The sequence below is a fragment of the Streptomyces sp. NPDC006602 genome (assembly GCF_042870385.1).
Taxonomy (GTDB): domain Bacteria; phylum Actinomycetota; class Actinomycetes; order Streptomycetales; family Streptomycetaceae; genus Streptomyces.
In genome coordinates this window covers 37,036-50,730 of record NZ_JBIAHG010000026.1, presented here as the reverse complement: position 1 = coordinate 50,730, position 13,695 = coordinate 37,036, and the positions used below count along the sequence as shown (strand labels likewise).

The following is a 13,695-nucleotide window of genomic DNA, read 5'->3' as shown; positions in this document are numbered from 1 at the left end:
CCGAGCCCTACACCTGGGAGGCGGCAGGTCCCCTGAGGACCCGCACCCCCGCCCGGCTCGAGGAGTGACGCGCATGGCCGAGTCAACCCAGCCCTTCGATCTGATCACGATGGGCCGCATCGGAGTCGATCTCTACCCCTTGCAGTCAGGCGTACCGCTGGCACGCGTACAGACCTTCGGGAAGTTCCTCGGGGGGTCGGCCGCGAACGTGGCGGTCGCCGCCGCCCGGCTCGGCCGCTCCACCGCCGTGATCACCCGCACCGGCGCCGACCCGTTCGGAGTCTATCTCCACGAGCAGCTCAGGGAGTTCGGCGTCGACGACCGGTGGGTGACACCGGTGGACGGCCTGCCCACCCCGGTCACGTTCTGCGAGCTCTTCCCGCCGGACGACTTCCCGCTGTACTTCTACCGCCGGCCCAGCGCCCCAGATCTGGCCGTCCACACCGACGAGCTGGACTACTTCGCCCTCCGCGCGGCCCGGATCCTGTGGATCACCGGCACGGGGCTCAGCGAGGAGCCGAGCCGCTCGGCGACGCTCGCCGCACTCAAGTGCCGGGACAAGGCCGGCACGACGGTGTTCGACCTCGACTGGCGGCCCGCGCTGTGGAACGACGGGGCCTGGAAGGACCCGGAAGAAGCCCGGCCCTACTACGCCGAAGCCCTCCGGCACGCGACCGTCGCCGTCGGCACCCTCGACGAGTGCGAGATCGCCACGGGGGTGCGCGAGCCGCGGGCGTGCGCTCAGGCGCTGCTGGCCGCGGGCGTGGAGCTGGCCATGGTGAAGCAGGGGCCCGAGGGCGTGCTCGCCGTGCACCGCGACGGTACGACGGCCGAGGTCCCGCCCCTCCCGGTCGAGGTGGTCAATGGCCTCGGCGCGGGCGACGCGTTCGGCGGCGCACTGTGCCACGGGCTGCTCTCCGGCTGGGAGCTGGAGCGGACCATGCGGTACGCGAACGCGGCCGGCGCCCACGTCGCCTCCCACCTCGCCTGCTCCTCGGCGATGCCCACCGGGGCCGAGGTCGAGACCTTGCTCGCGGCGGCACCGGAGCCGAGTACGACCGCCTGAGACGGAATGTCGCCCCACGAGACGGCCGTACCGGCGCGGCACGAGTACGACCGTCCGGCCGCCGCCCGCCGCCAACCCCTCCGACCCCCGCTCCCGACCCTCCGAGGGAGGTACCCCATGGCGAAGACCGGCGGCTACTCACGTGCCGAGACCGCCCCCGCGTTCAGCTCCATGGACTTCGCCCTGGACCGGGCAAGTCCGGTGCCGCTCTACTACCAGCTCGCCCAGCAGCTGGAGGCGGCGATCGAGCACGGCGTGCTCGCCCCGGGCAACCTGCTGGGCAACGAGATCGACCTGTCCGTACGCCTCGGACTGTCCCGGCCGACGGTCCGCCAGGCCATTCAGTCCCTCGTGGACAAGGGCCTGCTCGTACGGCGGCGCGGGGTCGGCACGCAGGTGGTGCACAGCCAGGTCAAGCGCCCGCTCGAACTCAGCAGCCTGTACGACGACCTGGTGGCGGCCGGACAGGCACCCGCCACCCGGGTCCTGCGCAACGAAGCCGTCCCGGCGTCCGCCGACGTCGCGGCCGCCCTCGGCGTCGCGGAGGGCAGCCAGGTCACGGTCCTGGAGCGACTGCGCTCCACGCACGGCCAGCCCGTGGCCTTCCTGTGCAACCACCTGACGGCCGGCCTGCTCGACCTGGACACCGCGAGGCTGGAGTCCACCGGCCTGTACCGGCTGATGCGCTCCGCCGGCATCACCCTGCACAGCGCCCGCCAGACCATCGGTGCCCGCTCCGCCACCCCCGAGGAAGCCGCCCTCCTCGAGGAGCCGGAGGGCGCCGCCCTGCTGACCATGCAGCGCACGGCGTACGACGACACGGGCTGGCCGGTCGAGTACGGGACGCACATCTACCGGGCGTCGCGGTACGCGTTCGACTTCCAGCTGCTGGTCAGGACCTGATCGGGACCGGGGCCCGTCCGGCGGATCCGGATCCGGTCGGGGAGGCGATGCGACAGGTCATCGGTGCACCGAGTCCAGCCGGTTCCGCTGGTCCTCCGTCAGGTCCAGGTCCACTGCCGCCAGGTTCTCCTCCAGCTGAGCCACGGACGAGACCCCCACCAGCGGGATGATCGGCAGCTCGCCCCCCATCTGCCAGGCCAGAACGACCTGGTTGAGGGTCGCGCCGGTCTCCTGCGCGACCTCGCGCAGGCCCTTGAGCCGGGCCGGGGTGCCCGGGTGGTCGTAGTCCGGGAGCAGCCGGTCCGGGCGTACGTAGGCGCCCTTGAGCAGCGGCGAGTAGGCGACCAGGGTCAGACCTGGCTCGGCACGCAGATAGCCGAGCAGGTCGGCGCCGGCGTGTCCGAGGCTGCCGTCGGGAAACAGGTCCCCGGGCACGTCGGTGCGGGGCCTCAAGTAGCTGTGCTCGTACTGGAGCATCTCGTAGCCGGGCAGCCCTGCGGCGGCCGCGATCGCCCGGGCCCGCTCCACCCGCCAGGCGGCGTGGTTGCTGACACCGAGGAGCCCGGCCGTGCCCTCGGCGACCAGCTCGGCGAATCCCTCGACGGTCTCCCGCAGCGGGACGCTGTGATCCTCGATGTGCGCGTACAGCAGATCGAGCTTCTGCACGCCGAGCCGTTCCCGGCTGCGTTCGGCCGACTCGCGGATCACCTTCGCCGACAGACCCTCCGGGTTGTCGACATAGCTGGTGCCGGGGGCGAGCGGGCGGGCGCCGAGCTTGGTCGCGATGACGATCTCTTCGCCGATGCCGCGGCTGTGCCGCCAGCGGCCGAGCAGCTCCTCGCTCTGCCCGCCCTGGCCCCCGTCGGTCCAGAAGGCGTAGTTGTCGGACGTGTCGATGAAGTTCCCGCCCGCCTCGACGTAGCGGTCGAGTACGGCGAACGACGTCTCCTCTTCCGTGCGCGAGCCGAACAGCATCGCGCCGAGCGCGAGCACGCTCACCTCGCGGCGGGTCGTCGGATCGGTGCCGATGGTGCGGTACTTCATGCGGAATCCCTCCCTGACAGCCCGCGTCCGGGGCACGTCGAAGGGGAGTCTTCATCTTGAAGCGCACTTCAAGTCAAGGGAGCGCGTGGTGAGTTCGTGCCTCAGCGGGCGAACGGTCCCTCCAGCGCCGCCCACTGGAGCAGCATGATGGTCTTGGCATCGGCGATCTCCCCGGTCCGGATCATCTCCAGGGCCCTGGTGAAGGGCAGTTCGAGGATTTCGATGTCCTCGCCCTCCTCGTCCAGACCGCCGCCCTCGTGGGTGCGGGTGGACGGGCCGTACGAGGCGGCGTAGAAGCTGACGCGTTCGGTGACCGAGCCCGGGCTCATGTAGACGTCGAAGACGTGCTGGACGTCGCCGATGGTGTGCCCGGTCTCCTCCACCACCTCGCGGCGTACGGCGATCTCAGGGTGCTCGTCCTCGTCGTCGAGCAGTCCGCCCGGCGTCTCGACCAGCATGCCGTCGGGGTGTCCGTTGACGTACACCGGGAAGCGGAACTGGCGGGTGAGCAGCACTGTCTCGCGTTCGGTGTCGTACAGCAGCATCGTGGCGCCGTTGCCCCGGTCGTGCGTCTCGCGTTCCTGGGTGCTCCAGGTTCCGTCGGCGCGCTGGAAGTCGAACGTCGTGGCGCGCTCGACGTACCAGTGGCTGGACAGAAGCTTCACTTCCCGGACCCTGACGCGGGGGTTGCCGGTCAGGTCACGGCCCGTCCGGTCGAGCCCGGTGCGGCCGCGGCGGTCGGGCGTGTGGATACCGGCGCTCACCGGGCACCGGCCGGGCGGGCGAGGGAGGAAAAAATGGTCATGCCTTCCATCATCCAGGGGCGGGCGGGGTGCCCGCGACCTGCCCCACAGCTCTTGACGCTCGGCAACAAAGGGCGCAGTGTCGTATATATACGTCGTAAGCATACGACGTTCTCGAAGGCGGAGACGTCGCGCCATGACACACATGGCCGGCGAGGTCCGGTGGAACGCTGACCGACGCCGCGTGAGCAGAGGAGCCACGCCATGACTGCACCGTCAACGGTCCTCGTCACCGGCGGAGCCGGCTTCATCGGCAGTCATGTCTGCGTCGAACTGCTCGACCACGGTTACGAGTTGATCGTGGTCGACAACTACTCCAACAGCACACCGCAGGTCCTCACCCGCGCGGAACGGATCGCCGGCCGTTTCGTCGGTGCCGTCTATGAGCTGGACATCCGTGATCGACAGGCCCTTTCGGCCGTTTTCGACCGTCACTCCGTGGACGCCGTCGTGCACTTTGCCGCGCACAAGGCGGTGGGCGAGTCGACTCGGATGCCCATCGAGTACTACGACACCAATGTCGGTGGCACCACGTCCCTGTTGCGGACCATGCACGAGCACGGGGTGCACAGGCTCGTGTTCTCCTCCTCCTCCTCGATCTACGGCAATGCCGGACGCGGACCGCTCGACGAAGCCACCCCCGCCCGGCCCACCAATCCGTACGCGGCCTCCAAGTGGATCTGCGAACAGATCCTCGCCGACGCCTGCCGCCGGTGCTCCGAGTACACCGTGCTGTGTCTGCGCTACTTCAACCCGGCCGGCGCCCACCCCAGCGGACTGCTCGGCGAGGACCCCCACGGCACGCCCGACAACCTGATGCCCTACCTGGCGCAGGTGGCCATCGGCCGACGGGAACGGCTTCGCGTGTTCGGCGACGACTACCCCACGAGCGACGGGACCGCGATCCGCGACTACCTCCACGTCATGGACACGGTCGAGGCCCATCGCATCGCGCTCGATCACCTCGCCGACAGCACGGGCATGCACGTGTACAACCTGGGCGTCGGCAAGGGCAGTACGGTCCTCGACGTCGTCGCCGCGTTCTCCGAGGTGTGCGGCAGACCGATTCCGTACGAGATCGGGCCCCGCCGCCCCGGCGACGTGGCCGAACTCGTAGCCGACGCCACCGCAGTGGCGCGCGCCTGGGGCTGGCGCCCCGACCGGAACCTCGCCGACATCTGCCGTGACGCCTGGCGGTTCCAGCAGCTCAACCCCGACGGCTACGTCGGCTCTGCCCGACGGGCGAACACGAAGGACTAGGTGTGCTGTCCGGCGGACAGGTACGCGGGTTCCAAGATGCAGCCTGGCAGCTGCCGTGCTTACGATTTGTACAGAAAAGATCAGTTGACGCCTCGCGGCCCGGTGCAACTCAGGGAGGCGCTTGCCCTTGTTGCCGGCCCACTGGCTGATGGCTGCGTACCTCGCGTCGGTCGGAACCGCCACCACCCTGTACATGACCATCCCGGAAACGAGCACGCCGCTCTGGGCCGTGATCGGACTGGGTGGTGCCGCCGCCGTACTGATCGGGGTGCACGTGCACCGGCCCGCGCACCGCTGGCCCTGGTGGCTGCTCGCCGCCGGATTGTCGGCCTTCGCCGCGGGCGACACGTACAACGCGCAAGAGGGGTATCTCCACGCAACCAACCCGTTCCCATCGCCGTCGGACGCGTTGCATCTGGCCGGGTACCCGCTCTTCGCCGCCGGCCTGTTCGGCCTTGTCCGGTACCGCTGGGCGGGCCGTGACCTGCCCAGCATCCTGGACGCGCTGATCATCACCGCGGGACTCGCCCTGCCTGTCTGGGTCTATCTGGTCGAGCCGCTGGCCCGGCTGGAGGGCCTGACCTGGCAACAGCGCGCGATCAGCATCGCCCACCCGTTGGGCGACGTACTGGTGCTGGCGATGCTGGCCCGGCTGCTCGCCCGCAGCTCCGGATCCGGCGGCAACCGCGCCGTTCAGCTGCTCGTCCTGGGCACTCTCACGCTGCTCGCTTCCGACATCGCCTACGGGATCCTTCAGCTCAACGGAACGTGGCAGGCCGGCACGCTGCTGGACTCCGGCTGGATCGTCTTCTGCACGGCCTGGGGAATGGCGGCGCTGCATCCCTCCATGGCGGATCTGACCGCGTCGCAGTCCCAGCCGCAGTCTCTGCTCCCGCCCTGGCGTCGGCTCCTGCTGCTGACCGCGGCCGCACTGATCGCGCCCGGCATCCTGCTCTACCAAGGACTTGGGGGCGGCGCATCCGACGCGGCGGCGTCCGCCACCTTCTCCACTGCCCTGTCCCTGTTGGTGATCTTCCGCCTCGCGGGCATGGTTGTGGCACACCGCACGGTCATGGCTCGCGAACTGGCGCTGCGCGCGGCGACCGCCTCACTGGTCTCGGCGGTGAGGCAGCAGGAGATCGCACGAAGCTGCGACACGGCGGTCACCGCTCTGTTCGGCCCGAAAGTCCGGCACGGGACCATGCTGCTGCCGGCCGAGCACGCCCAGGATCTGCATGCGCTCCTGGCGCGGTCCCCCGACGGGCTCGGCACCCGGGGCGTCGCGGACTCCGGTGAGACACCGCCGGACGGGTCCGCCGGCCTCACTCTCCACCGCACGCTCCTGGTCCCCGTCTCCGAGCTCGGCCCGCGCATCGCCACCGAACTCGGAGATCTGCCGAGCGCCTTGGTGTGCCCGATGATCCAGCCCGGCCGTCCGGCCGGCGGCGGACTTCCGGGCGTGCTGCTGGCGGCGGGACCCGAGCGTCGGCTCACCGAGATGCGCGGCTCACTGGAGATCCTGGCCTCGCACGCGGGACTGGCGACCGAGCGCATCGCGCTCCGCCAGGAGATCGTCCGTAAGGAGGGCGAGGCGTACTTCCGCACCCTGGTGCGCAACACCTCCGACGTCATCCTGATCATCGACGACGACACGACCGTTCGCTATGCCAGTCCGTCCGCGGAAGCCGTGTTCGGCAGCGCCCGGCTGGTGGGCACGGCCCTCCTGGAACTGGTGGACCCCGAGGATCGCGAGCGGGCGGGCCGGACACTGACCACCCTGCAGAACGACGGCCGGCAGGAGGGCCACGACCACTGGTGGGTACTGCGGGACAGAGGTCGTGTCGAGGTGGAGGTGCGCTGCCGTGACCTGCGGCAGGACGAGACCGTGGGCGGACTGGTCGTCACCCTTCGGGACGTGACCGAACAGCGCCGGCTGGAGCACGAACTCACCCAGCGGGCCTTTCACGATGCGGTGACCGGTCTGCCCAACCGGACGCTGCTGCTGGAGCGGACCGCGCGGGCGCTGCTGCGCGGCCGACGCGAGTCGACGGTCACCTGTCTGCTCTTCATCGACCTGGACGACTTCAAGATCGTAAACGACACGCTGGGCCACTCGGCCGGCGACCAACTCCTCGCCGCCGTGGGAGAGCGGCTGACACAGACGCTGCGCCGTACCGACACCGCGGCGCGACTGGGCGGTGACGAGTTCGCGGTGCTGATGGAGGACGCGAAGCATCCCCTCGATGCCGACCTGCTGGCCGCGCAGGTGGTCCAGGCCCTCAACCGGCCCTTCCAGCTGCGTGACGATTCAGTGAGCGTCACCGCCAGCGTGGGCGTGGCCACGGCGAGGGACAGCACGGACGCCGAGGAGCTGCTGGCCCACGCCGATCTGGCCCTGTACGCGGCCAAGGCCGCCGGCAAGCGCCAGTGGCGCCGCTTCCAGCCCCAGCAGCGCGTCCGCATGGTGGAGCGGCACGATCTCCTGGCGCACCTGGACAGCGCGCTCGCCAAGGAGGAGTTCACGCTGCGCTACCAGCCGGTCGTGGACATCACCATGGGCGAGGTCGTCGGCTTCGAGGCACTGGCCCGCTGGCCGCACACCGGCGATCCTGTCCCACCGCAGCGGTTCATCCCGCTCGCCGAGGAGACCGGACACATCACGATGCTCGGCTCCTGGGTCCTGCGCAACGCCGCGGCGGACATCGCCCGTCTCCAGCGGCACCGGGACCTGCGGTCAGCACCGCCGTACATGAGTGTCAACGTGTCCGCCCGTCAGTGCCGGGACACGGGCTTTCTGCAGGAGGTGGGCAGAGCCCTCGACACTCCCGGCCTCGTCCCGGGGTCGCTGCAGCTGGAGCTCACCGAGTCGGTGCTCAGACAGGGGGACAAGCGGACCGACGTGCTCATTCGGGCGCTCAAGGATCTCGGCGTACGCATCGCGATCGACGACTTCGGCACCGGGCTCTCCTCGCTGCGCTATCTCCGGGACTTTCCCATCGACGTGGTCAAGATCGACAAGACGTTCATCGACGACATCACGCGGGATCCCCAACAGGTCGCACTCGTCGAGGGGATCGTCCACATCGCCGACACGCTCGGCCTTCAGGTGATCGCCGAGGGAATCGAGGAGCCGGCACAGCGAGAGCTGCTGACCGCTATCGGCTGCCGGTTCGGGCAGGGGTACCTGTTCGCACGACCGATGACGGTCGAGCAGGGCGAGTCGGTCCTGCGACAGCACAACGCGGACCGGCCGCCGCGGGACGGCGACGCGGCGGCACGGGGGCCCGTCGACGTGCCGCCGACGGCGCCGCCGGGCCGTACCCGGGCCGTCGCGGGGAGAACTCGAGCCGTCAGGAGGGGGACAGACGCGGAAACGGTGCACACCGTCATACGCGAAACCACTGCCGCTCCTTCGGGAGTGCGGCGTGATCCTCGCTGGGGCGACCTCGAACATCTGCGGCAGACGAGTCCTCTGAGTGATGCGGTCCTGGACGAAGTGCACGGCCGGCACATCCGCAGCGGAGACCACCGGCTGATCGACTTCGCCTCCTCCAACTACCTGGGCTTCGACTGCGACCCCGAGATCATCGACGCGATCGAGCCCACCGTCCGGCAGTGGGGTACACACCCCAGCTGGTCGCGGCTGCTCGGCAGCCCGCGGCTCTACCCTGAGATCGAGGAGCGGCTCGCCGCGCTGCTCGGAGCGCCGGACACGCTGCTCCTGCCGACCGCCGCCCTGATCCATGCCTCGGTGATCCCCCTCCTGACCGGTGAGGGACACGTCTTCGTCGAGGCCAGGGCGCACCGGACCGTGTACGACGGATGTGTGTCGGCAAGGGGTCAGGGCGCGACAATGCAGCGGTTCCGCGCCGACCGGCCCGAAGAGCTCGGCGCGTTGCTGCGTGCCGTGCCGCCCGGCAAGTCCCGGCTCGTCTGCCTGGACGGTGTCGACAGCATGAGCGGCAACATCCCCGACCTGCCCGAACTGGTCGGCATCTGCCGGGACCAGGACGCGACGCTGTACGTCGACGACACACACGGTTTCGGCGTCATCGGGGAGCGGACGGCGGGCGAGCTGTGCCCGTACGGCTCCCGCGGCAACGGCGTGGTCCGGCACACGGGCGAGACCTATGACGGCATCGTGCTCGTGGGCAGCTTGTCCAAGGCGTACTCGTCACTTCTCGCCTTCATCGCCCTGCCCACCTGGCTCAAGAACCACCTGAAGATCGCCGCGCCGTCCTACCTGTACTCCGGCCCTTCTCCCACGGCGTCCCTCGCCACGGCGCTCGCCGGTCTGGACGTCAACGACCGCCGGGGGGACGAGATACGCGCCGATCTGCACCGCAAGACCGTCCGGGTGCTCGATCACGTCCAGGCCCTCGGCCTGGACACACCGGGTGTGCGTGAACTGCCGATCGTGGAGATCCCGCTCGTCGACGCGTCGGACCTGGAAGCGGTCGCCGGTTTCCTGTGGGACAACGGCATCTATGTGACCCTGGCGGCCTACCCACTGGTACCCCACGACCGTGTCGGCTTCCGCATTCAGATCACGGCGCTCAACTCCGACGAGGACATCGACCGACTCAACGACACACTGAGCCGGCTCTCCGAGCGCTTCGCCCTGCGGCAGAAAAGCTGAGCCCGGTAGGTCTCCCCTGACCGAACACCCCCCGTGACCCGGCTCGACGCCGATCCCACGCTTACGGAGTACGCGGACTCGGCGATGGTCCTGCCGACAGGGCGAACGCCGTCTCCACCAGGGCGACATGGCTGAACGCCTGTGGCGCGTTGCCGAGTTGACGGCCCGCGTCCGGATCCCACTGCTCCGCGAGCAGGCCGACATCGTTTCGGACGGCGAGGACTCTTTCGAAGGCCTCCCGGGCCTGTTCCGCGTGGCCGGTCGCGGCCAGGGCGTCGGCGTACCACAAAGAGCACGCCACATACGCGCCCTCGGGCCCGTGCATGCCGTCCACGCTGTGCACGCCGCGGCCGTTGGGCGCGTACCGCCGCACGAAACCGCCGTGGTCCAGCTCCCGCATCGCGCGGAGGGTACCCAGCACCCTCTTGTCCCGGGCGGGCAGGAAGCCGAGCCTGGGAATCAGCAGAGCCGATGCGTCAAGTGCCTTCGAGCCGTAGGACTGTACGAAGGATCGCCGCTGAATGTCCCACCCCTCTCGGCAGACCTGCTGATGCACCTCGTCGCGCATGGCCCGCCACTGGCCGGACGGTCCGTTCCTGCCGAGCAGCTTCCCCATACGCAGGGCGCGGTCGGCGGCCACCCACGCCATGACCTTGGAATGGACGAATTGCCGCCCCTGTCCGCGGACTTGCCACAGCCCTTGATCCGGCTCACGCCAGTGCTCCTGGAGGTGGCCCATCAACGCCTCCACCAGACTCCACACGTGTGCCGGCATGGGGATCCCCGCCCGCAGCGACAGATGGAGCGTGTCCAGGACTTCGCCGTACACATCCAGCTGGAGCTGACGCACTGCGGCGTTCCCGAACCGGACCGGTCGCGATCCCTCGTAGCCGGGCAGCCACGGTGCCTCGGTCTCGTGCAGCAGCCGCTGCCCACCGACGCCGTACACGTTCTGCAGGTCGGCGGGCTCACCCGCGATGGCCCGCACCAGCCAGTCCAGCCATGCCGTCGCCTCGTCCCGGTAGCCGCTGCGCAGTAGGCAGGAGAGGGTCAGGGTCGAATCGCGCAACCAGCAGAACCGGTAGTCCCAGTTGCGTTCGCCTCCGATGCATCCGGGGAGCGAAGTGGTCGGCGCCGCGACTATGCCGCCGGTGGGCGCGAAGGTGAGGGCCTTGAGAGTGATCAGGGAACGCACCACGGCATCCCGCCACGGCCCGTGATAGCGGCACTTGCTGGTCCAGCGTCGCCAGAAGTCGCAGGTCTCCTTCAGAACCGTCTCCGCCGGGACGCACAACGGCGCGGGCAGCTCCGGCAGATGAGAGGGCGACCACACCAGCGTCAGAGCCAGCCGTCGGCCGGCCGAGACGGTGAAGTCGAGGACCGTGGAGTCGCCACCGGCGGGCTCAGGCACCGGGCAGTCGACGTTCAGCCAGACGGCGTCGGGCCCGGCGACCGCGACCGTGCAGTTGTCGATGCCCCGAATCCACGGCACGACGCGGCCGTGGTGGAAACGCAGCCGCAGTTCGCTGCGCATGGACACCGAACCGGACAGGCCTTCGACCACACGGACGATGCACGGCACCTGAGTACGAGGCGGCATGAAATCGGTGACCCGCACCGTCCCGGTCGCGGTCTCCCACTCCGATTCCAGGACCAGCGTGTCCGGGCGGTACGCGCGGCGCGTACAGGGACCGCGGCCGACGGGAGAGACCCGCCAGAATCCGTTGTCCTGTGTGCCCAACAGAGCGGCCAGACAGGCCGGCGAATCGAAGCGGGGCAGACACAACCAGTCGATGGACCCGTTCCTGCCAACCATGGCGGCGGTTTCCAGGTCGCTGATGAGGGCGTAATCCTCGATGTGTACATTCATGATCGGAACCACGCCGTCGTGCACATTGCCGCTCTTCCAGGATACGACGGTCCTGGGTGGACATGCCCCTCGTGCGGCGCGCTACCTGGCGCCAACTTCCCCAGCAGGACCAGCCGGTGGGCGACATCGCCGGTCCAGGGCTTCCCGTACTGGTCGTCGACGACGTGGAGGACGTCCTGGACCGCCTCCCGCCCGATCATTCGCAGGACGGCCCGTTCCCCGGCGAACTTGGTCCGCCCGAAGGCGGTGCGCGGGGCCGGGATGTCCGTCGTGTCGAGCCCGGTGACCGCCACGCGGGGCGGGCCGTCCCGGCCCAGCAGCGCGCGGACGTGGCGGGAGCCGATGAACCCGGCTCCCCCGGTGACCAGGATGCCGGTCGCGGTCATGAAGTCGGGTGATCGGGCGGAGCGAAGTGCCCGCTCCGCGGCCCAGTACGAGTGCTTCCACGGTGGCCGCCCCACAGCGGATTGCTCCCGCGGTCGTACCAGCGTGTCCGGCTGCGACAGGAACCAGTCGACGGTGTGGGGCAGTCCGTCTTCCGGGGGCACCCGCGGGTGCCGGCCGAGGCCTTGGTGCGCACGGAAGATGACGGGGCGCCGGCGGACCGGTTCGTCGACGGGCAGCGCGAGGCAGCGCAGCCCGCTGTCCGATCCGGTGGTCGGCAGCCCCGGTTCGGCGAGCTTCCGCACAGTCCGCTCGATGAAGCCGCTTCCGCCCGACACCACGACACGCATTGACTCCTCCTGCCGGTCAGCCGAGCCGCGGACGGCCCAGCGCGCGCAGCGTCCATCCCGCCGAGCGCCAGGCCGCAGGGTCGAGGGTGTTGCGCGCGTCGACGATGACCGGGGTGCGCACCACCGCGGCGAGCGCGGCGGCGTCGAGTTCCCGGTACTGCGGCCACTCGGTGAGGTGCAGGACGACATCGGCCTGCTCGCACGCCTTGGCCACGTCCAGAACGAACTGGAGCGCGGGATATGCGGCCCGGGCGTTGTCGACCGCCTCGGGGTCGTGGACGCGGACCTGGGCTCCCCGGCGCCTGACCGCGTCCGCGACCGCGAGCGCCGGCGAGTCCCGTATGTCGTCGCAGCCCGGTTTGAAGGCGGCCCCGAGGACCGCGACGCTGCGGTCGGCGAAGCTCCCGCCGACGAGCTGCTGGGCGAGGTCGACGGTGCGGCTGCGCTGCCGGGCGTTGATCTCGTCGACGTGGCGGAGGAAGGCCACCGAATCGCCCCGGCCGAGTTCCTCGGCGCGGGCGGTGAAGGCCCGGATGTCCTTGGGCAGGCAGCTGCCGCCGAAGCCGAGGCCGGGAGCCAGGAAGCGAGGGCCGATCCGGGAGTCCCGGCCCATCGCCTCGGCCAGCGTGAGTACGTCGGCGCCCGTGGCGTCGCAGATCTCGGCCATGGCGTTGATGAAGGAGATCTTGGTGGCGAGGAAGGAGTTCGACGCCAGCTTGACCAGTTCGGCGGTGGCCGGGTCGGTGCCGATGAACGGCGTGCCGGCGTCCAACAGCGGCGCGTAGATCTTCCTCAGCCGCGCCTCGGCCTGCTCCGAGTGCATCCCCGCCACGATCCGTTCCGGCCGCAGGGTGTCCTGGACGGCGCAGCCCTCTCGCAGGAACTCCGGGTTCCAGGCCACCTCGGCGCCCGGAGCGGCCGCGTGCAGCCTTGCGGCCAGCCGGTCCGCCGTACCCACCGGCACCGTGGACTTGCCGACCACCAGGACCCGCGCGTACCCGCTGTCGTGCAGATACGGCGCCAGGCCGTCTACGGCGGCGTCGACGTGGCTCACATCGGCCGCGCCCGAGTCGGGGTGCTGCGGAGTGCCGACGCAGATGAAGTGCGTGTCGCCGAACCGGGCGGCCTCGGTCAGTGAGGTGGTGAAGCGCAGCCTCCCGGTGTCCACCCCCTTCATGAGCATCTCGGAGAGGCCCGGCTCGCAGAAGGGGGGCCTCCCGCTGGTGAGCGCGGCGATCCGCTCCGCGTCGGTGTCGACGCCGAGGACCTCGTGCCCGATGTCCGCCATGCAGGCGGCGTGGACCGCTCCGACGTATCCGGTGCCGATGACTGTCAAGCGCATGTTGATCTCCGATGCCGTGGGGATGGCGTGTACC

Annotated in this window: 9 protein-coding genes; 4 read left to right on the top strand and 5 right to left on the bottom strand. The window is 70.0% G+C overall.

The window, feature by feature from the left end; all coding sequences use genetic code 11:
- The first annotated feature begins 73 nt into the window (after positions 1-73).
- Positions 74-1,066, top strand: a complete 993-nt coding sequence (iolC, locus tag ACFYO2_RS38370; protein WP_388358967.1) for a 5-dehydro-2-deoxygluconokinase — start codon at positions 74-76, stop codon at positions 1,064-1,066.
- Positions 1,067-1,183: 117 nt separating this feature from the next.
- Entirely contained in the window at positions 1,184-1,969 is a 786-nt protein-coding gene (locus ACFYO2_RS38365) for a GntR family transcriptional regulator (RefSeq protein ID WP_388358964.1), read from the top strand.
- A gap of 57 nt (positions 1,970-2,026) precedes the next feature.
- On the opposite strand, the gene ACFYO2_RS38360 is transcribed toward ACFYO2_RS38365, so the two are convergent.
- The gene (locus ACFYO2_RS38360) at positions 2,027-3,013 is read right to left on the bottom strand and encodes an aldo/keto reductase (protein ID WP_388358961.1); all 987 of its coding nucleotides are present in this window, start codon (positions 3,011-3,013) and stop codon (positions 2,027-2,029) included.
- Between the two features lie 101 nt (positions 3,014-3,114).
- On the bottom strand, positions 3,115-3,777 hold the full coding sequence (locus ACFYO2_RS38355) for an NUDIX domain-containing protein (protein ID WP_388358959.1): 663 nt from the start codon (positions 3,775-3,777) through the stop codon (positions 3,115-3,117).
- A 243-nt stretch (positions 3,778-4,020) separates the two neighbouring features.
- On the opposite strand from ACFYO2_RS38355, the gene galE reads away from it, so the two are divergent.
- Entirely contained in the window at positions 4,021-5,076 is a 1,056-nt protein-coding gene (gene galE, locus ACFYO2_RS38350; protein WP_388358956.1) for a UDP-glucose 4-epimerase GalE, read from the top strand.
- A 148-nt stretch (positions 5,077-5,224) separates the two neighbouring features.
- Complete coding sequence (locus ACFYO2_RS38345; protein WP_388359054.1) at positions 5,225-9,715, top strand: aminotransferase class I/II-fold pyridoxal phosphate-dependent enzyme; 4,491 nt, start codon at positions 5,225-5,227, stop codon at positions 9,713-9,715.
- Between the two features lie 61 nt (positions 9,716-9,776).
- Here the strand turns inward: ACFYO2_RS38345 and ACFYO2_RS38340 are convergent, their stop codons facing one another.
- From ACFYO2_RS38340 to ACFYO2_RS38330, 3 genes are read right to left on the bottom strand one after another with little or no spacing between them, the layout of a single operon-like run.
- The gene (locus ACFYO2_RS38340) at positions 9,777-11,585 is read right to left on the bottom strand and encodes a glycoside hydrolase family 15 protein (protein WP_388358953.1); all 1,809 of its coding nucleotides are present in this window, start codon (positions 11,583-11,585) and stop codon (positions 9,777-9,779) included.
- Entirely contained in the window at positions 11,582-12,319 is a 738-nt protein-coding gene (locus ACFYO2_RS38335; RefSeq protein ID WP_388358951.1) for an NAD-dependent epimerase/dehydratase family protein, read from the bottom strand. The genes ACFYO2_RS38340 and ACFYO2_RS38335 overlap by 4 nt, the downstream gene beginning before the upstream one ends.
- Before the next feature lie 16 nt (positions 12,320-12,335).
- Entirely contained in the window at positions 12,336-13,661 is a 1,326-nt protein-coding gene (locus ACFYO2_RS38330) for a UDP-glucose dehydrogenase family protein (protein ID WP_388358949.1), read from the bottom strand.
- Positions 13,662-13,695 lie beyond the last annotated feature (34 nt).